Source organism: bacterium, assembly GCA_016699125.1.
In the GTDB taxonomy this organism is placed as follows: Bacteria; Babelota; Babeliae; order Babelales; family Vermiphilaceae; genus AWTP1-30.
Genome location: CP064961.1, coordinates 599,325 through 624,188, shown reverse-complemented (window position 1 = coordinate 624,188; position 24,864 = coordinate 599,325). Strand labels below are relative to the sequence as shown.

20 protein-coding genes and 2 tRNA genes are annotated in these 24,864 nt (G+C 35.8%); 6 read left to right on the top strand and 16 right to left on the bottom strand.

The features are described 5' to 3' along the window. Positions 1-97 precede the first annotated feature (97 nt). Positions 98-1,717 carry a hypothetical protein gene (locus tag IPG37_02895; protein ID QQR53382.1) on the top strand — a complete coding sequence of 540 codons (1,620 nt, stop codon included), beginning with the start codon at positions 98-100 and terminating at the stop codon, positions 1,715-1,717. A 105-nt stretch (positions 1,718-1,822) separates the two neighbouring features. Then, positions 1,823-4,261 carry a DNA topoisomerase (ATP-hydrolyzing) subunit B gene (gyrB, locus tag IPG37_02890; GenBank protein QQR53381.1) on the top strand — a complete coding sequence of 813 codons (2,439 nt, stop codon included), beginning with the start codon at positions 1,823-1,825 and terminating at the stop codon, positions 4,259-4,261. A gap of 300 nt (positions 4,262-4,561) precedes the next feature. On the opposite strand, the gene IPG37_02885 is transcribed toward gyrB, so the two are convergent. Together IPG37_02885 and IPG37_02880 are read right to left on the bottom strand one after the other, a co-directional pair. Next, the gene (locus IPG37_02885) at positions 4,562-5,449 is read right to left on the bottom strand and encodes an IS30 family transposase (GenBank protein QQR54281.1); all 888 of its coding nucleotides are present in this window, start codon (positions 5,447-5,449) and stop codon (positions 4,562-4,564) included. A 51-nt stretch (positions 5,450-5,500) separates the two neighbouring features. Beyond that, entirely contained in the window at positions 5,501-6,061 is a 561-nt protein-coding gene (locus IPG37_02880) for a hypothetical protein (GenBank protein ID QQR53380.1), read from the bottom strand. A 245-nt stretch (positions 6,062-6,306) separates the two neighbouring features. Here IPG37_02880 and tilS point away from each other — a divergent pair, with 245 nt between their 5' ends. After that, positions 6,307-7,287 carry a tRNA lysidine(34) synthetase TilS gene (gene tilS, locus IPG37_02875; protein ID QQR53379.1) on the top strand — a complete coding sequence of 327 codons (981 nt, stop codon included), beginning with the start codon at positions 6,307-6,309 and terminating at the stop codon, positions 7,285-7,287. Positions 7,288-7,299: 12 nt separating this feature from the next. Here tilS and IPG37_02870 read toward each other — a convergent pair whose 3' ends face one another. The 3 genes from IPG37_02870 to IPG37_02860 all read right to left on the bottom strand — a co-directional run bounded on the left by IPG37_02870 (position 7,300) and on the right by IPG37_02860 (position 9,732). Beyond that, positions 7,300-8,283: a hypothetical protein gene (locus IPG37_02870; GenBank protein QQR53378.1), complete on the bottom strand. Its 984-nt coding sequence runs from the start codon at positions 8,281-8,283 to the stop codon at positions 7,300-7,302. Between the two features lie 110 nt (positions 8,284-8,393). Beyond that, positions 8,394-9,053 (bottom strand): hypothetical protein, encoded by a 660-nt coding sequence (locus IPG37_02865; protein QQR53377.1) that lies wholly within the window; start codon positions 9,051-9,053, stop codon positions 8,394-8,396. A 40-nt stretch (positions 9,054-9,093) separates the two neighbouring features. After that, the gene (locus IPG37_02860; protein QQR53376.1) at positions 9,094-9,732 is read right to left on the bottom strand and encodes a hypothetical protein; all 639 of its coding nucleotides are present in this window, start codon (positions 9,730-9,732) and stop codon (positions 9,094-9,096) included. Between the two features lie 298 nt (positions 9,733-10,030). On the opposite strand from IPG37_02860, the gene IPG37_02855 reads away from it, so the two are divergent. After that, a complete protein-coding gene (locus IPG37_02855; GenBank protein ID QQR53375.1) occupies positions 10,031-11,080 on the top strand; it encodes a collagen-like protein in 1,050 nt (349 codons plus the stop codon). A gap of 5 nt (positions 11,081-11,085) precedes the next feature. After that, a complete protein-coding gene (locus IPG37_02850; GenBank protein QQR53374.1) occupies positions 11,086-12,231 on the top strand; it encodes a hypothetical protein in 1,146 nt (381 codons plus the stop codon). Here IPG37_02850 and IPG37_02845 read toward each other — a convergent pair. From IPG37_02845 to IPG37_02795, 11 genes are all read right to left on the bottom strand, one after another. Beyond that, the gene (locus IPG37_02845) at positions 12,189-14,093 is read right to left on the bottom strand and encodes a hypothetical protein (GenBank protein ID QQR53373.1); all 1,905 of its coding nucleotides are present in this window, start codon (positions 14,091-14,093) and stop codon (positions 12,189-12,191) included. The genes IPG37_02850 and IPG37_02845 overlap by 43 nt on opposite strands. Position 14,094: 1 nt before the next feature. After that, positions 14,095-14,858, bottom strand: a protein-coding gene (locus tag IPG37_02840) for an IS5 family transposase (protein QQR53372.1) whose coding sequence is annotated in 2 segments (ribosomal slippage) — positions 14,095-14,648 and positions 14,648-14,858 — 765 coding nt in all. Because the reading frame shifts where the segments join, the coding sequence is not laid out codon by codon here. Between the two features lie 66 nt (positions 14,859-14,924). Beyond that, positions 14,925-16,085: a hypothetical protein gene (locus IPG37_02835; GenBank protein ID QQR53371.1), complete on the bottom strand. Its 1,161-nt coding sequence runs from the start codon at positions 16,083-16,085 to the stop codon at positions 14,925-14,927. A gap of 210 nt (positions 16,086-16,295) precedes the next feature. Continuing rightward, positions 16,296-19,217 carry a hypothetical protein gene (locus IPG37_02830; protein ID QQR53370.1) on the bottom strand — a complete coding sequence of 974 codons (2,922 nt, stop codon included), beginning with the start codon at positions 19,215-19,217 and terminating at the stop codon, positions 16,296-16,298. Positions 19,218-19,341: 124 nt separating this feature from the next. Continuing rightward, positions 19,342-19,830 carry a hypothetical protein gene (locus IPG37_02825; GenBank protein ID QQR53369.1) on the bottom strand — a complete coding sequence of 163 codons (489 nt, stop codon included), beginning with the start codon at positions 19,828-19,830 and terminating at the stop codon, positions 19,342-19,344. 119 nt (positions 19,831-19,949) lie between these two features. After that, the gene (locus IPG37_02820; protein QQR53368.1) at positions 19,950-21,113 is read right to left on the bottom strand and encodes a type II/IV secretion system protein; all 1,164 of its coding nucleotides are present in this window, start codon (positions 21,111-21,113) and stop codon (positions 19,950-19,952) included. Between the two features lie 12 nt (positions 21,114-21,125). Beyond that, entirely contained in the window at positions 21,126-21,716 is a 591-nt protein-coding gene (locus IPG37_02815) for a hypothetical protein (GenBank protein ID QQR53367.1), read from the bottom strand. Between the two features lie 3 nt (positions 21,717-21,719). Next, positions 21,720-22,130 carry a hypothetical protein gene (locus IPG37_02810; protein ID QQR53366.1) on the bottom strand — a complete coding sequence of 137 codons (411 nt, stop codon included), beginning with the start codon at positions 22,128-22,130 and terminating at the stop codon, positions 21,720-21,722. Positions 22,131-22,282: 152 nt separating this feature from the next. Then, a complete protein-coding gene (locus IPG37_02805) occupies positions 22,283-22,555 on the bottom strand; it encodes an HU family DNA-binding protein (GenBank protein QQR53365.1) in 273 nt (90 codons plus the stop codon). Between the two features lie 99 nt (positions 22,556-22,654). Beyond that, positions 22,655-22,742 (bottom strand) — tRNA-Leu (locus IPG37_02800). A gap of 19 nt (positions 22,743-22,761) precedes the next feature. Next, positions 22,762-22,836, bottom strand: a tRNA-Cys gene (locus IPG37_02795). A 248-nt stretch (positions 22,837-23,084) separates the two neighbouring features. On the opposite strand from IPG37_02795, the gene IPG37_02790 reads away from it, so the two are divergent. Then, entirely contained in the window at positions 23,085-24,857 is a 1,773-nt protein-coding gene (locus tag IPG37_02790; GenBank protein ID QQR53364.1) for an ABC transporter ATP-binding protein, read from the top strand. Positions 24,858-24,864 lie beyond the last annotated feature (7 nt).

The following is a 24,864-nucleotide window of genomic DNA, read 5'->3' as shown; positions in this document are numbered from 1 at the left end:
TCGCTACTAAACCTTATTATGTAATTGGTATTTTTCAGATAAAAGCTTACATTAAAAAAAGGTACTTTCAAGTTCAATAAGTTTTCAAGGCAAACGTATGAGTTCTCAAAAAACTATTTTTTTATTATATATGGTATGTTTCTTGATACAAAAAAGTTACACTATGGAGCTTACTCAAATTATAGATCCACTTATAAATCCAATTTTACGCGAAGAAACAATGCGAATCAATGAGTTAATAAAGGGGAAAGGCGCAGCGATTGACGAAGATCTTCAGTTTACAAAATTCATTTTCACATCAGAATTATCATTTTTAAAAGTACTAACTGAGGTAAATAAGGCCTTCCATAAAAAGGTTCAACCTTTATTGGAAAAAGCCAAAGCCTACGCAGTACCAGCAAATCTGGCTTTTTTTTGTTTTACCATCCTTGAAACAGCCGAAGACTTTGACCGATACAAGGTAATCTGGATGCAAAACATGCTTTATGAAGATGCTTTCGCAAAACCTACAAAGACTGACAGCAACGTATCTCCTGATAAAACTATAAAAACTATGAGCTACCAATCACCATACTATCCCGAAGATAAAACAAATCAACTACAAGAATGGGAGTATAGGAACCATTTATTAAAACAGATAGCTCCTAATGTGAACTTATGGAATTGTCAATTTGAAATACAAGGTAACATTTACTTTAGAGATGGAACGGATAAAGACAATTATAACAGAATAAAGGATTTGCTTTGTCAGCAAGGAATACTTCAAAAGTTACTGTACATAAAGAATATTGTCTCAATGGATAAACCAAACAGTATAAGTTATATCGAAAAAATTTTACATACAAGCTTAAAAGCCGATTACCCAAATGGCTTTTTACTGCTGGTCGGCCTTGCAATACAAAGGCAACATGAAATCGCCATTGCATTTAACAAGAATAGTTTGAATAATATTGTTGAATACAGTGGCATTGCTGGTAAAATACCTTCGATTCAACAATATTTTTACCATCTATTCATAGAGCATAATTATGATTTTTTTCTTTCGTTTTTTAAAACTTTTTTAGAAAAACACGCAAATAAAACATTTTACGTTCACCCCTCATTTGTAAGTCAAACACTATTGGAACCACAAAAAAGTTTAGGTAAAGATGCGGAAGAATGGCTCTTTTGCCCATATTTTGATCAACTTATAAATAGTCAAGCAAATGGATTGTATGCCAGAATTCTTACACAATCGGATTTTACTTTTAAAACAGACGAAAAATTAGAAGAAAACGAAAAGAAAGCAATTGAAGAAAACCATAAATGCCCCTTTACGAATGGATGGGAAAGCTATCAAGCAGGACCTTTTTGTTGCCATACAACACCATTTCTTCCTTGTTATTTTGAACGAAAGAATAACTTATCAACAAAAGAAGCTGAAAAGCAATCTTCAGACGAATCTAAAGAAAAGAACAATTCTTTACCATCTGAAGATAACAGCCCATTACTAACAAAAGAAGCTGAAACGCAATCTTCAGAAGGAGACGATCAAAAGAATGACCTTGCACATAACAATCTATCATCATATGAAAATGACAACCAATCGCCAATAATACAAGAGGAAAAGGTATCTTCAGAAAAAGACAAACGACCCATATTTGTTTATCTTCTGTTAATCATAAAACAGTTTTTTCAACTACTCCTGGAAGCTGTCCAATTTCACTTTTACAAATAATAAAAAATGGTTTGACCTACAATCTAAAGCTGTGGCAAAAAAAGTATTTTTGTACTATATTTATTTCATATAATAAGTATGTATTCACGTGGCAAGGGAAAATTGATGGCTGATAACAAACTCCAAAATAATACTCATTCAAATGCATCAGAATACAAAGCAGAAAGTATTCGTGTCATTGAAGGACTTGAGGCTGTACGCAAACGACCTGCAATGTACATAGGTTCAACAGGCCCGCAAGGACTGCATCATCTGGTTTATGAGGTGGTCGATAACTCGGTTGACGAAGCCCTTGCAGGATATTGTAACCACATAACAGTAATGTTGCATAAAGATGGTTCATGTTCAGTTGAAGACAATGGCCGAGGTATTCCAACAGATATACATCCAACTGAGGGTGTTTCAGCAACTGAAGTAGTGCTCACTAAGCTTCATGCAGGTGGAAAATTTGAAAAAGAAGCATACAAGTTTTCAGGCGGCTTACATGGTGTTGGTGTATCGGTTGTGAATGCGCTTTCTGCATGGCTTGAAGTCACCGTTTTTAATCATGGAAAAATTCATACACAAAAATATGAAAAAGGCAAACCGCTTGCTCCGCTGGCAGTCGTTGGAAAAACTGAAAAACGGGGAACCGTGGTACGCTTCTATCCTGATGTGACTATTTTTCAAGAAACACTCCAGTTTAGTTTTGAAACATTGTCATCACGTTTGCGCGAGCTTGCATTTTTAAATAGGAACTTAAAAATTGAACTGATCGAAGAGGACACCGATACTCGCAATGATTTTTATTTTGAAGGCGGTATCGTTACCTTTGTCGAACATATCAATAAAAAGAAAGATCCGATTTTTCCAGAGGTCATTTATAATCAGTATGAAGACGAACAGTATATTTTCGAAGTTGCAATGCAATATAATGATGGATACGGCGAACAGATATTCTCTTTTGTCAACAATATCAATACAGTTGAAGGTGGAACGCATGTGTCAGGATTTCGATCTGCATTGACAAAAATCTGCAACAAAAAAGCAATCGAATATGGTATTATAAAAAATCCAAATGATGCCTTTTCATCAGAAGATGTTCGCGAAGGTATTGTTGCAGTAATAAGCATCAAAGTTCCTGAGCCTCAATTTGAAGGTCAGACTAAAACAAAACTGGGCAACAATGATATCAAAGGCCTAGTGGATTCATGGGTATTCGCATTTTTAGAACGGTTTTTTGAAGAAAATCCGGCAATTGCAAAAAAGATATTGCAAAAAGCAGAACTTGCAAAACGGGCACGCGAAGCGGCAAAAAAAGCTCGCGAACTGACACGAAGAAAAACGGTACTGGAATCAACAGTACTACCAGGAAAACTTGCCGACTGTTCAAATGAAAATCCGGCAGAAGCAGAACTGTTTATTGTCGAAGGTGATTCAGCAGGTGGCTCTGCAAAACAGGGCCGTGATCGCAATAATCAGGCGATTTTGCCTTTAAAAGGTAAAATCTTGAATGTTGAAAAAGCACGGCTTGACAAGATACTGTCGAATGAAGAGATTAAATCGCTCATTGCTGCCATTGGTTGTGGAATTGGCGAAGATTTTGATAGTAGTAAAGCACGCTATCATAAGATTGTGCTTATGACCGATGCCGATGTTGATGGATCACATATTCGCACGTTACTTTTAACATTTTTCTTCAGATATATGCCTGGGCTTATTGAAAAGGAATATCTGTACATTGCACAACCACCGCTTTATAAAGCAAAGATTGGTAAGATTGAGCAGTATCTAAAAGATGAAAAAGCTTTTACAGACTTTATCTTTGAGTGGGCAAAAGAAAATACACAGATTATAATGAATACAAAGGAATATGGAGAAGAAGAGGTAAAAACAGCATTAGAACAGTTTGCGCAGTACAAGGCATTATTATTAAAAACGTCACTGCGTTTTCAAATCACCACAACGCAGGCACATGAACTTGCAAATGCAGTTAAACTACTGCACTGGAAAACAGATGATGGTATTGCCGCACTTATTAAGCATCTATCAACAGCTTTTGCCGAGTATGCTATCAGCATCAGCACATTAACGGCCGACGAAGTCGCCGAAGGATTGCAACCGCAATTGGGTGCACGACTTTTATTTAAAAAGTTAAGCAAACAATGGTCAGCTCCTTTGGCATTTTTTCAGTCAGAAGAGTTAGAAGAAATCTGTCGATTCATTGAGGTATTACAAGCTTTTGAAATGAATGAATGGACATTGAAAGCAAAAGCACGAGATGCTCACTATCAAGCAAAAGGAATCATTAATCTTTTTGAAGGGCTGTCAGTCATTACCAAACCTTTCATGAATATTCAACGCTACAAAGGACTTGGTGAAATGAATCCTGAACAGCTGTGGGAAACATCAATGGATCAGAATTCTCGCAGTCTTTTGAAAGTCACAGTACAGGATGCGCTTGCGGCCGATTTCTGGTTCACTTCTTTGATGGGCGATGATGTGAAAGGACGGAAAGATTATATCGAACAGTTTGGACAGTTTGCCAAAAATCTGGATGTCTAAAAGCATGTAAAAAATAGTAACTTTAAAACGACCCACATACCCAAGTATGTGGGTCGTTTGTTTTTTCATGAAAACTACTCATAAAAACTGTCTGGTGGAAAAGGGCTGAAAAAAAACTGCCGGCTGATCAAGTAGATAGTATAGTAATGCTATACTACCTACTATTGACCATAGACATAATGTCTCATAAAAATGAAAAAGTATATTTTCATCATAATGATACAGTAAAGCAATGATATGTAACAAACAACCGTAAAAAATTATATTATATCGCGCCGATTCAAATCTGAAATGCACCACTCATGACCTAGAAAGTTGATCATAAAATGCCTCTGAGGGTGTGAAGTAATTCAAAGCAGCTCTGGGTCGATTATTCAACTTGTCTTGAATAACAGCAATCTTTTGATGTGTAAGTGTAGAGAAATCGGTTGATTTAGGCAAGTATTGTCGAATAAGCCCATTGGTATGTTCATTCAAGCCACGCTCCCAAGAATGGTATGGTTTTGCGAAAAAGATGTCACAATGCGGTAAATTGAGAGAGACGGTGCGATGGTCCGCAAACTCTTTTCCATTGTCAGCAGTGATGGTAAAAACATGATTTTTGTACGGCATCAGCAGTCGTAAAATGGCATCAGTAGCGCTCTGTGCTGACTTGTCATCAATAAGCCTGATCAGTGTAAACTTGGTTGCCCGATCGACAAGCGTCAGTAGTGCACCTTTGTGATGCGCTCCGATCACTGTATCAACTTCAAAATCTCCCACACGCTGTTTCAGTTCGACGATTGCAGGCCTCTTTTCGATATCAACCCGATGTGGAATGAGCCCTCGCTCGGCGGTTTTTCCCTTCCTCTTATTGTATTTTTTTGCCTTGCGTCTCAGATTGAGGTACAGTGTTCCACCAGCCTTTTTATCGCTCCAGATCATCTGATAGATCGTTTCATGACTGATAAAGATTCCTTTTTTTTTAAGTCGCCCTGAAATCTGTTGCGGGCTTGACTGTGTTGTAATCAGCTTATCTACTATTTTTTGGCACATATCAGCTCCCAATCGCGTTGGTCTCATTCGAGCTTTCTGCGACCTTTTTTGGGCCATTTTTTCTGCCTTGTCGCACTGATAGCCACTTTTACAACTGTTTCGCCGAACCTCTCTAACTACCGTCGAGTGACTTATTCCTAGTTGCCTTCCAATCTCTCTTTTGAATGGCCACTATCCAAAAACGCTGCTATCTGGCATCTTTGTTTATAAATCAGGTGTTTGCCATTTGTTTGGCTCATAAATTGTCTCCTTCTGTTTTTGTTCAGAGACTAGTTTATGATCACCTGATTTTTTTGTTAGCCGGTGGTGCATTTGGAACTTGAAAGGGCCATCCATTAACCTGTTGCGGTCGCTTTCAGAGCCACGCATTCCTGCTATATCATAAGAAAACACACTTGTAAGGTACTTTTTCTTGTGCCGTAATGGAATACGGTTGTCATCATACCAAGCAATCGCGTTATGTTTATCTTTAAAAAATAGCATTTTTACATAGAACATTTCGTTTATTTTTATCAGGGCCTTCAAGTAGCCATTATTATCGTTAAGGATATTACTTTCTAGTGCTTCCTCTACATGTAACCATAAATTTGCAATAGTACGAAATAGAGCATTTTTGTTGCAATCATTTGCATCTGAACTATGTTCGAATTCCAAGAAACTATTTTCCAATTGTGAGAAAGTTTTAAGCTTTGGCTTATCTGCTTTATAACTTTCTTTAAAATTGGTATATTCTTGCCACACCTGTTTAAAATAAGTATCGTCCATTTCACAAGCATTTAAAAACAATGAAAGACAGAGGAATACAAACTTAGCTACCACTTTGCTGGCCTAATTTTCAAAATCTAAAGCTAATATACTTTACTGTGTGCTGCCTAACTAGTATGAGTAGAACGCAATTTCGACTGCAAGCTAAATACCTCATTTAATCAATTGCAAATCCACACAGTAGCAGTTTTAAAGAAAAACTGATATACTGAAATATAGTAATTTACGTTATATTTGTCAATTTTATGAATATTTTTCATACAATAGAATTGTTCTGCTTAAAAAATGAACTCGTAGTTCCAAGCAAAACAATAATTATAGGTCTTTCAGGTGGTCCTGATTCTGTATTTTTATTCCATTTTTTCAAGTCAATTCAGAAAAAATACCAACTTACACTCATTGCAGCTCATCTGAATCATGGATGGCGATCAATAGCAGAAAGTGACCAGGAATTTTGCAGATCATTAGCAAAAAAATATGACGTACCATTCGCTTCAGAGTCACTGGATAGATATAAACAAGATATTACCTACAATGGTTCAAAAGAAGCGTTTGCACGGAAAGCACGTAAGCTTTTTTTTCAAGCAATTCAAAGTAACTATAAGCACTCATTGATTGCGCTTGCACACCATGCAGATGATCAGCTTGAAACGTTTTTTATTCGACTTGCACGTGGAACTACCATCACAGGACTTTCTTGCATGCGACCAAAAAACGGTTTTTACATTCGACCACTTCTGAATGCGTATAAAGCTGATATCATTGCATATCTTTTAGATCACAACCTTCCCTTTTGTATTGATGAAACAAATGATTCAGAGGCATACTTGCGCAATCGCATACGAAAAAATCTGCTTAAAAACATCGAATCAGTTGATAGTCGTTTTAAAAAAAACAGTATACGTACTATTCAATCACTCCAAGCGACAGAAAATTTTTTACAAATATACACACAAAACACCTTGAGCAGCATTCAAAAATATCAGAATAATCTAATGCAAACAGATCTGCATGCCTTTCTACAACTGCACCCATTTATGCAAAAAAGGGCACTTGCCCTACTCTTAATAGATGCGCAGTATCATCAGGAGCTCTCTGAAAGCCTGCTTGATGAGATAATACGATTTATCAAACAGAGCAAAAAAACCCTTCACATCATAGAATTTATTGCCATAAAAAAAACCGATGTACACTTTTTTATCGAAAACCATAGGAGAAAACAGTAATCAAGTGTTTTTTTAAAAACCGGTTCGATCTGGATAAAAATAGATCGTACAGATACGTTCTAGTCCGTCATGTTGCCTTACTCGCTCAGGAATTGGTGGAAACTGATTATGTGCTTCCAAAAAAGTTCTCACAATATAATCATCAACAGATGCGCTGCCTGATGATCGATGCAACTGAATATTTTTAAGACAACCATTTTCAAAAAAAGTAAGTCTCACAACAACTGATACCAAGCTAGTACCCACAAAGGCTGGCGCCTGAGTAGTACGGCACACCTGCTGCCATACACGCTCAACCTGTGACCAGTACCGCTCACGTAACAACTGAAAATCAGATGGTCCTTTTTGAGAATCACCCATCTCGTCGAAATGACCATTGCCAACACGAGACGCAAGCTGTGCAAGTGCTGCTTGCGTTAACTCACTTAATGTTTTTTGCCTAGCCACTTTTTTACGGAGAACATCTGTTTTTGATACTCGTGAAAACGAAACCAATACTGGGGGTTTGGCTTCATGTACATCCAGGTTTGTGCTTAACAATGCGTCACTTTCATTTTGGACAGCTTCATGGACAGAAATAAGGGATCTATTATCTATCTGTTTTGTTTCAGCAGTATCATTTATTTCAGAATTATTTTTAATTTCATTGTCTACTTTAACAAGTAATTGTTGACGATTATCGACTAATTCTGAATCTAAACTACCTTCTATTTGCTTTACAACTTGCTGATTTAAAGTTTCTGTAAAAACAGGTAACACATCTGGTCCCTTCACCCCATCAAAAAAACCTGCTACTAAACGTCCCTTTTCTTCTTCGGGCTGCAACCGTTCTTCCATAAAGGAAATGTCAAAAAAATCTTTATTGTTAACTATATCCTTCAAAAAGGCATCCACCCGCTCTTTGTTGATCAGGAACAAAAACATAACATTAACGAATAATGCAAAAACAAAACTAAAAATCCAAAGGCGACTTTTGAAAGACATAAGATACAACATTATATCGTCTCCTTTTTACATTAAGTATATCAAAAAGAAACTACTTATAAAACACAAAAAAAGGGGTGAAACTTTCGTTCCACCCCTTTTGATAACCTGAAGAAAGTCGATTACCAGCTTTTAACTTCCTGATCAACTCTTTGTAAGCCCTTGGTACTGTTAATAACGTGCTTATTGAGCTCATCAAGTACTTCGGTAAGATCGTTGAGTGAGTGTGTTTTTTGTGCCAACATATCATTGTATGAACTATATACGGTACGCATAAGATTCATAATAGAGTTAACTTCATCCTCACTACCAACTATTGCATCATTGTATTCACTTTCTAAAGCAGCTCTTACAGTTTCTAGCGAATCAGACTGTGAAGTCAATTCATTAATTTGAGCTGTTGTTGACTGAATAAGTGCTTCTAATGCAATTCTTAACTGTTGAATATCATAAATATTCGTTTGCCGAGCATAATCTTGATCTTTAATTGTTTGATCATACACAGAAACATATCTACTATATAAATTCAATAAACGTTGCAAAAGATCTTGATCGGCTTTATCATAATCACGAATAATCTGAGCAAGACCTGAAAGCTGATGTTTTACATCGCCAAAAAATGAACGATCTTCTTGCAGTTTATCAGATACCAAAGTTAAAGCAGCCTGTATTGCGTCAATATTATCTTTCCACAAATCTGTCTGTATTACTCTACCAACTACACCAAATGCATTATGCAATGTAAGACCACTTAGTAAAATACCATAAAGTATTTTTTTCATCTTTCTTCTCCCTTTTCAAGAAACAATTTCAAGAACTGCCTTATATTTCGTAATGATCAGCAAAATCTGACATATCTTTGTTGTCGACTTCCAAACGACCTAGGTATGCACGTACTTTTGACAAGAATTCTGTCATATCTCCACCAAAACCATGACGTGATTCTGCAAATTTATTATATACACCAACCATCTCATCAATACGCGTCATACGATTATTGCTCAAATCTTCCAACGTGTCAATGTTCTGATGTAAAGAGTAAATCATATTATTTAAGGCTTCGATCAACTGTTCTAAATCATGTATTTTTTGAGTTGTTGTTTTTGTGGTGTCGTCTATTTGAATCTGCAACGCAAGTTTTTCTCTTGTACCATCAGCAATAATTTGTGCTAATAAAGCTTTAGCTTCATCTAGAATTGTACGATCATGGTTCAACTTACCTTTATAATCCAAATAAACTTTTTCACGATATGCAGTCAAATTATCAAGCGTATTATATAAATCAATAAACACTTGATGCAACGCTTTCAAACCTGTCGCATCGCCAGTCAATTGACTTTCAAGCATATCAAAGACTTCGTTGCTTACCATACTGTAGTGAGAACTATTATCATCAGCCATGACTGATCCCTTGATCATCATACTCATAATACATAATAATATATGTTTATTTACCTTCATTCCGCCACTCCTTTAGTTTTTATTGATTATAAAGATCAAACAAAAATTAAAATAACCGAAATATGCCTTGCTCCCCCTTTTTTTTAAAAAAATTCAAAAAAATAAATTTTATATAATACAAATATCACGTATAAATCGCACCACAGCAAAAGTCAAACGATTATGATTTTTAAAGATATATAATCGAAGAACCAGGATGCAAGATATTGTCCCTTTTATTTCAAAAGACTTTGACAATAAAGAATAAATATGTATATCTAGTCTCTAGTTGAACAACCTTTTATGCAAAAAACCAGACATGTATAACAAATTATATATTTTAAACTTTTTATTACTGTTTTTATCAATTTTGCAAGGGGCACCCCGACCGAACAACCTTCAAAACAATACCATAAATACTCCATCTTCAGTCACGACAAGCCTCAATCAAAGTTCCCCACATTATGTAACTACTACAGACATAGCTCTAAATAATCTTACAGGGCAACCTATCAATACAGGTCCAACTGGAGCGACCGGAGCAGTTGGGAACACTGGCAACACAGGTGCTACTGGCCCTTGCGGACCTGCTGGAAAACAGGGTACCTGCGGCCATACTGGTGCAACTGGCAATACAGGTCCAACTGGTGCGACTGGAACAGCTGGACAACCTGGAAATACCGGGCCAACCGGACCGTGCGGTGCAATCGGACCACAAGGTATGCCTGGCACCACTGGCGCAACTGGACCGACCGGTGCCATAGGGCCGACAGGCCCATCAATGCTCTACCCACTCTACGGCACACTTACTTTTTCACCACACAGCATGTCAAATGCTTCGTATAACACTACTACGAGTACATTCGAATCATTTGGCCCTACTAATGCTACAACTAATTTTAAAAACACGTTGTATGCATGGAGACTTTTTCACAGTCAAGGAAGTGGAAATGGTATCTATTCAATTGCGCCAATTAATCTTACTTTTTCAATTCCACATGACATTGACACAGCGTATAACCCAACAATAGAAGTCTATTTTTTTACGCGCAACAATAATGGCTTGGGAAACTATATCTCGTTTCAACTATATGCTGCATATGTAACCCCTGCACAACGTACTGGCACCGCATGGTCTGAGCAGATCCAAACACAACCTATGTACATTGAAGAACCAGGCAGAGCATCAGATCTATATGTGTTCAAAGAATCAATATCACTCGATAAAACATTGCTACATCCAGCTGACTGGTGTACCATCACTTTAACACGAATATCTCCAAATGAAAGTAATACGGTAGAATACAAAGAAGACATTTACGTTTCAGTTATCAATTTTTACTATAGAAAGCTTATTGTAACGCAATAGATCATATGAAGCGTATATTTTTTTTACTTTTACCCTGTTTGCCCTCTTTTTTCTGCATGGCAAACCTTCAACGCAATGGCTTTGCAACTACATATCAATACGTTGATAATCAATATACAGAAAATGATACTGTTTTGTGGACGGCCGATGGATTTGCTTACAAAAAAAATGGCATTCGCTTTTATCTACAAGAAGATTTTTCTCACTACAAAAAACAGATTTTTACCTCAGTTTGGAGTAAATCATTTGAACCAAACAGAATCTACGTTCCTGTGATCATAAAAGAAAAGATAAATAGTATAGTGGTTAAAGTATACGAAGTCAGTATTGACGAAGAAAAGAAAATATACATACAAGAGGCAGATGGTCAAGATGTCATCATTTATATATGGGCATTGAACACGCAAGGCGAAAATCAGAACAGCATGCAAGGTTTCATTACACGCTTTATTACCACTCATTCAGGTGGACTCTTTTATGATCGAATTTACTGGTTGTTGCAGACTTTCAAGTTTCAAAATCATCCTTTGTGTTTCGATTATAGTTCAATGTATTTTTCAAACACTCCCTCTGTGTTTCATTCGATTATCTCAGACAATGATACTCACTTAACTATTCCATACATTAGTTCATATACAAGAAATAATGCTTTTATTGAGGTATATTCTACTAAGCTCTCGAGTAACAAAAAAAATGAAGACCCAGAACATTATCAAAAACCAGATGAATATATCCTGAATACCTGGGCACTTGGCATTCAGGATGAATCATTCAGAAATCAGATATATACACAAAAAAGATTCCGCACCTTTGAAATAGACGAAGATTCTTATCAAGAATATAAAGAAGCATACTGGATTTCAGATATTCTTGCTTACAAACATGGTGGAATTACATTACAATATCCCAAAAATTTTTTTTCGGAACGACCACACCTTTGTATTTCAGCTTCTCCTTTTTCCAATACAGATAATCAACACTCTTCTGATATAAAAGAATTTTTTGTACCCGAAATTACTGCAAATAAAACTCAGGAGTGTAGTGTCCGCATCCATCGTATCACCATCAAAAATAACACTATCATCGAGATCACCGAAGCAGATGATAATCAGGCACTAGCCCATATGTGGGTCATAAGCGAAAATAGATAATCTTTAAATTGAATCCAAAACTGATATATTTTCCAGAATAACTTCAAGACCCTATTTTCACCTTTTGGCAGCTGTACGTGAAACTTACTTACTTCTTCGTGTTGCTTCTTAACGTTTTCCTGATCAGTTTTATTTTTGACCATATCTTGATTTTGATTCGACAAACATTCCTCAGATTGAAAAACTATGTTATCTTTACTTTCATTTTTAGAGCTGTTTTGCTCAATTGCCAAAGCCCGTTCAAATAGATCCTTGTTTTCAGACAACATAATCCATAAAAAGTTTGCTTTCAAAGGCACAAAACTAACATCAAAATGGCTGGAAGGCAAGCTAGGTATATCACCATTCAAAGTATTATGTACTAACTGTGAAATAAGTAGAAGTAAAGGTTTTAAGCTTAATTCATAAGTCTGACCTAAGTGTACTAAATCTTTCATAGCCTTAACCATAGATAATAAATAAAAATTTCGAGTCAAATGTGATTCTGCTTTTTTTATTAAATAGCTACTTTCCAGACCACCCTTAATCAACGCTTTTTCTAAATTCAAATCTAAGGCTTGCTGGTTTTCTTGATCGACTACAAAACCAGCACATAAGTCTTTTATATTTTCTAAACTTTTTTCACTTATCTCTTGACTGAATTCCACGGTATTGGCAAAAAAAGCTTTTTGCTCTTCTTCCGTTTTTAATAACAATCTATTCACAATATCTAATTTGGAAGCATGTGAATAAAATAAAGGATAGACAACAATATCTATCAGTACATTTGTAAGAGAAATGAACCGATTGTAAGAATCTAAACCAGGAAACGACAGGTCCTTCATAGCTCTATCAAGACATTCAAAAAAAGTTTTAAAAAAATGGTTTGTAGATGACAAATTATTAAAATCGGAAGTATTTTTTTTACGATATTTTCTAGATTTACTATCAAAAAAAAGACCGTGATCTTGGTTAATAATTTTTTCAAGCTCTTGATAAAAAAAATTCCATACTTCATTTATATTTAAATTATTCGATACCAACTCACCTTTATTTAATAGATCAAAAACACCTTCGTAATGTAACTGTTTCCGATATGTTGCCATCGACGCATTACCCCAAAACGTCTTTCCAACCAACTGCAATAAAGCAGCGCGGCTATGGTCAAACTTGTCCGAATATATTTGAATATCGGCAGGAGCCAAACAACTATAAAACTTTTCCAAAAAAGCCCGTGCTTCAACAAATGCTTTCATCTGTTCCAACAGAGCTAAATTTGCTAGATATCTTTTAAATTCATTACATGAGAAATGACTTAGTGGTCTGCATTTATGATCACAAAGCCAGTCATACGATTCAAAAGCATTAAAGAAGCAGTATCGCTTACACGGTCCTTTTGCTTTCAAAACTTTAAAACCATGCTTTTTTGAATCCTCATTATAAACAGAAAGTGTTTTTTTCATGTTTTCAGTAACTTTTTGTTGATAGTTTTTTCTATCTTCGCGATTAACCTTGATAAAATTCACTGCTCTATTAATATAATCATATTGCTCACAGCAAAGGTTAGTATCAAATATCTTGCTATTTTGATTTTTGCAAAACTCAACAAAAAAATCTTTAAATTGGTCAGTTTCATTGGGACTTACATTTTTTAAATCTAGATCATCTGAAACAAAAACATGTTCAATAAAAAATAACCACCAAATAAAGTAAGGAAGGTTTAAATAATTTTGATTAATACTATGTAACGATTTTAAATTATCTGGAATCTTTTTTTTCTCATTATCATGAGACGCGCTAACTAGACGAGCTATATCAAGTAGGCGTTCATAAATACCCTGAGCATTGTCATAATTTTTATGAATATTAAGGTGTGTCCTCAATTTAATTAGTAGGGCATAAAAGCTTCAACCATATGTGCATAGATGCGATGTAGAGCATAGATTGGAAGTTTCTAGCAAGTTTTTCAAAACGCATAGCAATGCCACGAAAATGCTTGAGTCGTGCAAAAAGATTTTCAACTAAGTGTCGATTTTTATACAAATGAGCATCAAATTCTGGATCTGGTCTAGTGCTGTTTTTTCTTTTTGGTATAATTACTTGCATTCCTTTTGTCCGTCCATAGATACGAATACTATCAGCATCATAGCCTTTGTCAGCGATAAAATATTCCGCTCCTTCGGCCAGGTCGATTAATTCGTTTGCAACCTTTGAATCGTGCACTTGACCCCCAGTGATTTTAAAATTGAGCGGATTTCCATGCGCATCGGTGCACATATGAATCTTTGTAGTAAGTCCACCAGCGGATCTTCCAATTGCTCGCTCTTGACCACGCTGAGCTCCAGTCGCATGTTGGTGAGCTCTAACATAACTTCCGTCGGCGAATACCCATTCTTTATCAACTTCTTTTCGTAGCATAAAAAAAAACCTTCCCATAGCCCTTTTTTTGACCAACGATTAAATCGATTAAATGCTGTTTGCCACGGACAAAATTCGGATGGAATATCCCTCCATGGTCCTCCAGTCCGCAATTTCCAAAGGATTGCTTCCATTATATTCCGCTCATTGCCCCACAGGTGGCATCCATGTTTACATAGTATCTCTTCTAGTTGTGACCAAATACTGTCTGTAATAACTCGACGTACCATTGCTTATCCTCGTTGCTGATTTCTGATACAAAAAACTTATCATTTTGTAGTGAAAATGCAACGTCATTACCTCATTTCAAATTGAGGACACACCTTACTTATTAAAAACGGGTCATACAAACATAAGAACATATTTTTATAAAAAAGAGATTGAAAATTATCTTTGTATGTTCGTTTTCTACCTACAGCACAAAAATCTTTAAAACAGTTTAACGAAAAAAAATCAAAAATATTTCTGTACTGTAGGTAATATGGTTGACCTCTGTGTTGATCTATACTCTGTTTATAAGGCCTGTCAATCGTATAAAATAACTGAAAGGCTAACTCAAATAAACAATAATCGGCTGTCAATTGAAACTGATATCCTTTTAATATTGTATCAAGAAATTCAATCTTTAAAGATTCCGCAGAACATGGTAATTTTGGAAAGATCGAGTTTACGGGTTTAAGTAGGTTAGCGATTTCAGAGGCACTTCGATGTTTTTTTCTCAAAGACCTATTCCAGAAGAGATTAGGTAGTTTTTTAAAAAACTTTCGATACAAGAGCATCTTTTGATTATTAAGCTTATAATCAGATAATCGTTTCAGCATCAATGATGTAATGTTTTCTAAAAAAGCCATACTTGTATCCACATCATTTGCAGTCGTCAAAGCATGACAAAAAAGGTTAAAATGAAACTCATCAGCATCCTCAGTTTCTGTATTTTCTTTATTCTGCTGTGTAATGAAACTATTAATACACAATAACTCAAAACAGAAAGTTTTAATTGCCATAAAAGGATGTTCAAAAGTTTTTGTATACGTTTGATCAAATACGATATGTGAACATACACTTTGTAATTTTGTTCTGATATTAAAAAAACACACTTTTAAACTTTCTAAATTTGCAGATGGAGCATAGTCTATTAGCATAGCGTCTAAGGCATCCTTTGATATGTCTTTTTCAATATTTTCTTCTTGTACAGACTTTGCAAGACCCAAAAGGTAGTTATCAATAACCAACTTCCCATTATGTGCAGCCTTATTTTTTGATTCGAATTGATTTTTTAACTCCTTACATTCTGGTTGATCTAAAAAATTAGTCCAATGTTGCTCATATTCTTCCTTTTGTTTTTTTTGATATGCGACATATGCAGGAACTAGCCACTCTTTTTGATAATAGGCAACTGGTGAAAATAGTTCTCCAGCGTTTAACTGGGAAGAAAGGAGCAAAAAAACAATAAACATGCAAAACTGAATTATATTGAAAAAAGGTTTTTTACCTTTGCATTATAACCGATATGAAATAGAAAATATACTTTTGAAAAAAAGAAGGGTATACAAGATACCCTTCTTTTAAAGACAGAAAAAATTATTTAATCAGGCGTAACACACCTTCATTTAAACCAAAATAGTGTGTACACCAGTAACCGGCAATTACCAAAGCAAATGAGATAATCAGACCCTAGCCCATTTATGGGTCATAAGCGAAAATAGATAAGCTTTAACTTGCATGAGAAGCTCATTTATTTTCCGGAATAACTTCAAGACACTGTTTTCACCCTTTGGTAGCTTTTTGCGTAACTCACTTCCGTCTTCTGATTGACCCTGACCATTGCCTTGCTTCGTAAGGTTTTCCTGATCAAGTTTACCTTCTACCATGGCTTGCCTTTTATTTGAAAAAATTTTCTTACTTTTATTTTGCTCAACCGTCAAAGCCTGTTCAAATACATTCTTTTTTTCAGACAACATAAGCCATAACAAATCTACATCCATAGGGGTAGTATTAAACTTATTATCAAAAGGCAGAGCCTTACTATTACTCATAAAAGCTATTTTCAACAGTTCTAAAATGAATGAATTTACAATCTCCAATTGTAAATTATATTGCTTTGCAAGCGTTACTAAAGATTCATCAGCTCTGTGCTTCAAAGTACAAAAAATCTGATGAGTAGTTAATGCTAACTGCTCGAGAAGATAACTAAATTCAATAGCTTTTTCTACAGAAACATTATCCTGCGCTTCATTAAACTGATCTTGAAGAATATTCTGAATTTTACTAGGCTGCAAATCCTTGGGAAAAGAATGTATTATTTTTGATATATTCTGCTCATTGATCTGTGTAATCAAAGCTGCTTTATCCTTAAAAAGAGTTTTTTGCTTTTCCTCCGTTTCTAATCGCAATACCTGATCAAGCATTGCAAGATTGAAAGCATGTGCATAAAACAAAGGATTAACAACAAAATCTATAAGTACATTTGTAAGCATAATCAAACGATCAGAAGGACGCAATGATTTGTAAGGAAGTTCTTGAATAGCCATCTTAAGGTAATAAAAAAAACGTTGAAAATCTTCCTTCTTTTCTTTATCAATAACATCTTGAAGCTCTTTCTGAAAAATCTTCCACGCTTTTTCTGCCTTTAAATTATTATCTACTGTCTTGTTTTGCCAAAGTAATTCAAATCTATCTGCATGGTACAATTGCTTCCGATAAGACTCCATTGACTTATTACCCCAAAATGTTTTTCCAATAAGCTTTAATACATTTGCACGATTAGCCTCAAACTTATCTGAATACAGGTGAATATGTTCGTGAGACAAACCGTTATAAAACCTGTTTAAAAAATCTCGTGCTTTTACAAATGCTTTCATCTGTTTCAAGAAATCTTTATGGGCCAGATATCTTTTGAGTTCATTGTAGGCAAACTGATTCACTGACATACATTCGTGTTCACACAAGCAATCATAAGATCCAAAATCCTTGAATGCACAATTAATGTTACATGGTCCTTTTGATTTCAAAACTTTATAACCAATCTTTTTTGAATCCTCATTATACATAGAAAGCAGTTTTTTGATATTTTCACTTACTTTTTGCTGATAGGCTTTCCTCCTTTCGCGATTAAGTTTAATAAAATCCACTGCTGCACTGAGATAATCATATGGTACAGCATAAGCTGATGTATCAAATATCTTATCAGTTTGATTTTTACAGAAATTTTCAAAAAGGTTTTTTAGCTCGTCAACTTCATCAGAGTTAACCTGTTTTGCATCTTGCTGACCTGCAACAAAAACATGTTCAATAAAAAGGAACCACCACAAAAAATGATTTGTATTTAAATAATCAGTATTAATCATTTGTAGTCGCTCTACATCCTTTTGAGTCCATATAAATTTAGATTTTCGCTTATTTATATCTTTTTGGTAAAGTTGCTTCTGTCCATCATAGATATAATCATCATGATCAGAGATTTCTTCCTTATTGCTTACCAACAATGGATCATATAATAATAAAAACATATTTTTATAAAAAACTTGTTTAAAATTATCTATATATTGACTATTTTCAAGCTTATCGGCTAGTGCTTTAAAATCACATAACTTAAAAAATCTCGAAAAGTTATGATGGTACACAGAATGTCCAAATTGTACCTTGCTATTCTGATATAGCTCGTCTAAGATAGAAAAAAGCTGACATGCAAAGTCAAACAAGCAATAATCTGCTGTCAATGTAAATTGATATTTTTTTAATACAGTATCACGGTCTTGAGTGATAGGTAATTTTGGAAATATAGACTTTGAAGGCTCGAGTAGTTTGGCAATCTGACTATTAGTTAATGTTTCACTTCCTCCTTGATTTACATGTGCGTAAGATCGTTGATATTCTTGAGTAGTTTTATAAAATTTCCAATAAACAGCTCTTTTTTGACCATCAAGTTTATAATCTAATAATTTTTGATTGATTAATGGTTGAATCATTGTTAAAAAAGCCATACTTGTATCCACATCATTTGCAGTCGTCAAAGCATGGCAAAAAAGGTTATAATGAAACTCATCTGAATCCTCAGTTTCCCTATTTTCTTTATTTTGCTGTATAATGAAACTATTAATACACAATAACTCAAAACAGAAGGTTTTAATTGCCATAAATGGATGTTCAAAAGTTTTTGCATACGTTTGATCAAATACCATATGTGGACATACGCTTTGTAACTTTGTTCTGATATTAAAAAAACACATTCTTAATCTCTTTAAATCTGCAGATGGAGTATAGTCTTTTAGCATAGCTTCTAAGCCATCCTTTGATATTTCTCTTCCAACATCTCTTTCCTGTATACAGTTTGCAAGACCCAAAAGGTAGTTATCAATAACCAACTTCCCATTATGTGCAGCCTTATTTTTTGATTCGAATTGATTTTTTAACTCCTTACATTCTGGTTGATCTAAAAAATTAGTCCAATGTTGCTCATATTCTTCCTTTTGTTTTTTTTGATATGTGACATATGCAGGAACTAGCCACTCTTTTTGATAATAGGCAACTGGTGAAAATAGTTCTCCAGCGTTTAATTGGGAAGAAAGGAGCAAAAAAACAATAAACATGCAAAACTGAATTATATTGAAAAAAGGTTTTTTACCTTTGCATTATAACCGATATGAAATACAAAATATACTTCTGAAAAAAAGAAGGGTATACAAGATACCCTTCTTTTAAAGACAGAAAAAATTATTTAATCAGGCGTAACACACCTTCATTTAAACCAAAATAGTGTGTACACCAGTAACCGGCAATCAATCCTGAAAAAAATGCTGTAATACCACGGTATTTTTTAAATACCGACAACCTTTCTTCTTCTGCAGCAATAGTCAAAACAATAGAAACCTCCTCATCATTATTTTGTCGAGCAATACATGCTGCAGCTGTATATAAATCGGTACGTGGACAAAGATGCGCAGCGATATCCAGAATGTCTTTCATGAACCTCGTTTTAAAAATCCATTGTGACTGCTCATACAATGTCTGTTTATAATAGCCTGTTTGCTGCCTCGATAAGGCATCTTTAACTAAATTATACACGAGACGCGCACATTGCCATTTCATCTCATCTTTCGATTGCATGATAAGTTGCTGAAATTCAACAGTTTGACGATGCTTTGGAATCATCGTCAAAAAAGCTGAAAAAAACAGAAATCCACTGATCATTCTCCGATACATATATCCTCTCCTTTTTTATTGAATATATATAGTAACATTAATGCTTCAAAACAACCCCACTACAAACATCTGTATAAACTAAAAAAAAAGTAATAAAAAAATCGAAAGGTGCCATCAAATTACACATCCACCGTAACCGTACGTATAATTTCACGCACAGACGTTCTACCCTGTGCAACTAAAGAAAACGCTGAATCTTTCAAGCAGGCTATACTTTGCTCTTTCACATACGCCAATAACGTTTCATAGGATGGCTTTGATGATAATAGATGGCGTAAATTTATAGTAATTGGCAAATATTCAAAAATACCTATTCGACCCATATATCCACTCATTCCACATACCGCGCATCCAGCTGGAATAAATGGAGCCGGCCCTTGATAGTTCATTTTACTCAATAACGCTTGCTCAGATGTATCCAATGCCCCTATTTTTTTACACTGTTGACATAATGCTCTGACAAGTCGTTGCGCAATAACACCTGATAAGGCTCCTTCGATTAAAAAGGGTTCGATGCCCATATCATATAATCGCACCACTGCAGAAGCTGAATCAACAGTATGCATCGTTGTAAACACAAGATGCCCAGTCAACGCCGCCTCAATTGAAGTTTTTGCTGTCTGTTTATCACGCACTTCACCAATAAAAATAACATCTGGATCCTGTCGCAATAAAGAACGAATACCAGTATCAAAAGTCAGACCTATTTCTGCATGAATTTGAGTTTGTGTTACCCCCTGCAACGTATACTCCACAGGATCCTCAAGCGTGACAATATTGATAGCCTGATTATTTAATTTTTTCAAAAATGCATACAGGGTAGTCGTTTTTCCAGAGCCGGTCGGCCCGGTAACAATAAAAAAACCTGTCGGTCTTTGCAAAAACTGCGCTACATCTGCTGCTAACGCTTGAGTCATTCCAAGTTGTTCAAAATCAATCATCTCAACAGCCGTATTTAAAATACGAAGCACAACTTTTTCACCAAAAATAGTCGGGAACGTTGAAACACGAATATCAATAGTTTTTGTAGAATTTTGATAGATATACTTTCCATCCTGAGCTAATCTTTTTTGCGCCACATTCATACCGGCAAGCACCTTTAATCGCGCAACAACCATTTCAAATAATGGATATTCAATTTTTGTATGAACCGACAAAATACCATCAACTCTCACTCGAACCTGCGCATATACTGACATAGGCTCAAGATGAACGTCAGAAGCTTTTAATTCAATAGCTCTTTTTAATAATGTATCAACTCGCTCAACGGCATACTGTTCCATGTCATTGATCCACTATTCATCCTGTTCTTGATCAATAAAAAAGCCTCCTGCTTCATCAAGCTGCTCAAACTCAGATCGTTCCGCCATCAACATATCAGGTGATTCATCATACATTTCTTGCATTGCATCTTCGGTTAATGACGGATCATAAAACTCTTTTATGGCATCAATGATATCTTGATAAAGACCAACTTTAAACTGGACATCATATGAAACATACTTACCAATTTCCAATAAAAGATCATTATTATGTGGATCACTTGCAACTAACACCAACGTATTTTCATCATCTTCCAATGGAATAACTCCATAAAAGAGTAAAAACTGTTTTGGAAATTTATGTAAGTAAGTTGACTCAAAAAAATGACCTACTACATCAAATGCCGGAACTGTATAATATTTTTCAAGAGCCGTAAGTAACTGAGCGGGCGTTACAACACCTGTATCAACCAAAAATGCGTCAAATTCATATTCCTGTGAATCTGAAAACCCTTTAATAATGGCCGGCGCTTCATCAGCAAGAATCGCCTTCTGTTCAACTAATAAAGTAATGATATCGTGAACAAAACTGTTCTGTTTGAAACCATTTTGGTTAATCTGCATCGACTACCCCACTTTTATTCCCATTAAAAAACCGACTATCCAACTAATCACTAATAATACATTAGCTTTTGCTAGCTCAAAAACAAATGGGGCAATATTATCATCTAAAAGTTTGGCAACTTGTGTTACACCTAACAACTCATAAAGAGTTGTCCAGTGAATAGTCACCGTCAGCAACTCAAACTGTTGTAATACAAACAAACCGGTAGAAACTAAAATTAAGGTAATAACCGCATTAATATACCGTTTAATAAGGTACCCACACAAAAAGCCTATTACACCAAATAAAAGTCCATTCACAAATAACCCTTGCGAATCTTGCACCTTTTCAACCAACGACCCTAAATTTACTTTCTCTTTCATTGTTTCTAAAATTCCTTGCTGCTGCGATACGTCAATATTTTGTGACTGCATAGTTTTAGCCTTTCCGATTAAAAAGTCCCACATCCCTCCTTGACAAGTATAGCCAAATTTCACAAATGACCGCAAACAAAAAAGGGAACGTTTACCAACGTCCCCTTTAAAAGTAGAAAACTTTTCGACTTGCAGCACAAGTCAACGGTTATTTACTTTACCTTTTCCTTCAACTGCTTACCTGCTTTAAAGGTAGGAGCTTTTTTAGCAGGAATAACCATTTTAGCGCCGGTAGCAGGGTTAACACCTGTTCGTTTTTTACGGTTTATCACACGAAACGTTCCAAAACCGGTCAATACAACATTTTTACCCTGTTTTAATGCTGTTGAAACCGCTTCAATAAATGCTTCCAAGCAATCTTTGCAGTTACTTTTTTGCATCTTTGTCAATTTTGCCATCTGTTCAATAAGTTGCGCCTTATTCATAATATTCCTCTGGTTGATCAGCTCCTTACGGTAAAGCATACATATAGCACTCAAATGTACACTAACCTTAGGCTAACTTTTGTCAAGTGTGTTACTAAATGGTGCCGAGAGCCGGACTCGAACCGGCACAGACAAAAGTCCGAAGGATTTTAAGTCCTTTGCGTCTACCTAATTCCGCCATCCCGGCACAGTTTCTCATGTCATTATGGAGGCGGCACCCGGATTTGAACCGGGGAATGAGGGTTTTGCAGACCCTTGCCTTACCACTTGGCTATGCCGCCAACTGACATTTTTCCATACCTATTGCTTAATTGTGCTGCACAAAAGCACTTTTAATCTACCACAAAAAATGTATTCTGCAACATCATTTTATAAAAAAAGCTTTTTTGAATCAAAAAATGTAACATTTTCTTCGTATTTGACTATAAAATCAATTTTTATTTGATCCTGCACGACAAAGAATATATAATTGAGCAAGTACCGAGTTTATCGTAGTTTGTATCATATTTTAAAGACCACATATCATTTTATGAAACAGTCACCATTTTTTGCACTCATGCCACTACTGAAAGATTGTAAAAAGACCATAATCGTTGCCACACTTTCATCAATCGGCAACCAGTTATTCGACCTCATTCCAGAAATTTTACTTGGCATGGCAGTCGATATTGTGGTCAATCAGAAGGATTCCTACCTTGCGCACTGTGGCTTTGTAACCACCACAAGCCAGATTGTTTTTTTAGGCGCGCTCTGTATGATCGTCTGGACATTTGAAGCAATTTTTCAATATCTGTATATTATTTTCTGGCGATCGGTCTCTCAAATTATACAACATCGACTACGAATCAAAGCATACGAACACGTACAAAAACTTAACATGAGTTTTTTCGACCAAAAACAGAGTGGTGAGTTTTCGGCAGTGCTAAATGATGATATCAACCAACTTGAACGCTTTTTTGATGATGGAATTAATGCGATCATTCAGGTATGCGCAAGCACCGCAATGACTGCTGCGGTATTTTTATATACCTCACCGATCGTCACCTTTTGTACACTGATGCCTACCCCATTCATCTTTTTTTTGGGATGGATTTTTCAACACAGACTTGCCATCATGCATGCAAACATTCGTCGTCATGCGGCCATGCTAAACAGTAAAATTGCACACAATATCAGTGGCATAGGCACTATTAAAAGTTATACGATGGAAGAAACTGAAACCAAAAAGATTACTGAACTAAGTAAACAGTACATACGTGCCAACGATCAGGCAACTGCTACGTTTGCTGCGTTCAGGCCGATGATTCGTATGGCCGTGGCCCTTGGATTTGTTTCAACCGTGGTCGTTGGTGGTTTTTTTGCAACACAGGGAATATTGGCAGTAGGAGTGTATAGCACGCTCGTATTTTTAACGCAGCGGTTACTCTGGCCGTTTACCGAACTTGCAGACATGGTAAACAACTACAAACGGGCAATGGCATGCACAAAACGGGTAGTTGAACTTTTACAGCTTCCTGTTGCTGCTCATGAAAAAACGAAACATAGTAATGATCCTATCATTCAAGGGGAGATTCGCTTTGATCAGGTAAGCTTTGCCTACCCAAACAGCACACAGGTCTTTGACCAGCTCACCTTTTCAATCCCCGCACAAAAAACGGTAGCATTTGTCGGCCCCACCGGCTCAGGGAAAAGTTCACTCATCAAACTTCTTTTAAAATTTTATGATCCACAGCACGGGACCATTTTTCTGGACAATCACGACATGAAAGAACTCAGCCTGCGGACCATCCGTTCATCAATTGCATGGGTCAGTCAAGAGCCATTGCTGTTTGCAGGAACTATTTACGAAAATATCGCCTACGGCTCAACACACGCAACAGAATATGAGATCATACATGCTGCACAACAGGCACACGCAGACGAATTTATCAGACAGCTGCCCAATGGATACGAAACAGTACTGAACGAACGAGGCTATAAATTGTCTGGGGGGCAACGTCAGCGAATAGCCATTGCACGAGCGCTGGTAAAACGAAGCCCTATTTTTGTATTCGACGAAGCGACCTCTGCAGTGGACAATGAAACTGAGCGCGCCATTCAGCAAACACTCCGCTCAATTGCACATGCCCACACCATCATTATTATTGCTCATCGACTATGGACTGTTCAACACGCAGATGTAATTTACGTGCTGGATAAAGGAATGATCATTGAAAAAGGAAATCATCAATCATTGACAGAAGACTCTGGGTTATATTCATCATTATGGCGCATTCAACATAACTTGCAAAATACGCCATAAAACGCTT

Bases quoted from the DNA above. Each gene is read 5' to 3' on its own strand.
- IPG37_02895 (QQR53382.1), top strand. From the start codon at position 98: ATGAGTTCTCAAAAAACTATTTTTTTATTATATATGGTATGTTTCTTG.
- gyrB (QQR53381.1), top strand. From the start codon at position 1,823: ATGGCTGATAACAAACTCCAAAATAATACTCATTCAAATGCATCAGAA.
- IPG37_02880 (QQR53380.1), bottom strand. From the start codon at position 6,061: ATGGACGATACTTATTTTAAACAGGTGTGGCAAGAATATACCAATTTT.
- tilS (QQR53379.1), top strand. From the start codon at position 6,307: ATGAATATTTTTCATACAATAGAATTGTTCTGCTTAAAAAATGAACTC.
- IPG37_02870 (QQR53378.1), bottom strand. From the start codon at position 8,283: ATGTTGTATCTTATGTCTTTCAAAAGTCGCCTTTGGATTTTTAGTTTT.
- IPG37_02865 (QQR53377.1), bottom strand. From the start codon at position 9,053: ATGAAAAAAATACTTTATGGTATTTTACTAAGTGGTCTTACATTGCAT.
- IPG37_02860 (QQR53376.1), bottom strand. From the start codon at position 9,732: ATGAAGGTAAATAAACATATATTATTATGTATTATGAGTATGATGATC.
- IPG37_02855 (QQR53375.1), top strand. From the start codon at position 10,031: ATGTATAACAAATTATATATTTTAAACTTTTTATTACTGTTTTTATCA.
- IPG37_02850 (QQR53374.1), top strand. From the start codon at position 11,086: ATGAAGCGTATATTTTTTTTACTTTTACCCTGTTTGCCCTCTTTTTTC.
- IPG37_02835 (QQR53371.1), bottom strand. From the start codon at position 16,085: ATGTTTATTGTTTTTTTGCTCCTTTCTTCCCAGTTAAACGCTGGAGAA.
- IPG37_02830 (QQR53370.1), bottom strand. From the start codon at position 19,217: ATGTTTATTGTTTTTTTGCTCCTTTCTTCCCAATTAAACGCTGGAGAA.
- IPG37_02825 (QQR53369.1), bottom strand. From the start codon at position 19,830: ATGTATCGGAGAATGATCAGTGGATTTCTGTTTTTTTCAGCTTTTTTG.
- IPG37_02820 (QQR53368.1), bottom strand. From the start codon at position 21,113: ATGGAACAGTATGCCGTTGAGCGAGTTGATACATTATTAAAAAGAGCT.
- IPG37_02815 (QQR53367.1), bottom strand. From the start codon at position 21,716: ATGCAGATTAACCAAAATGGTTTCAAACAGAACAGTTTTGTTCACGAT.
- IPG37_02810 (QQR53366.1), bottom strand. From the start codon at position 22,130: ATGCAGTCACAAAATATTGACGTATCGCAGCAGCAAGGAATTTTAGAA.
- IPG37_02805 (QQR53365.1), bottom strand. From the start codon at position 22,555: ATGAATAAGGCGCAACTTATTGAACAGATGGCAAAATTGACAAAGATG.
- IPG37_02790 (QQR53364.1), top strand. From the start codon at position 23,085: ATGAAACAGTCACCATTTTTTGCACTCATGCCACTACTGAAAGATTGT.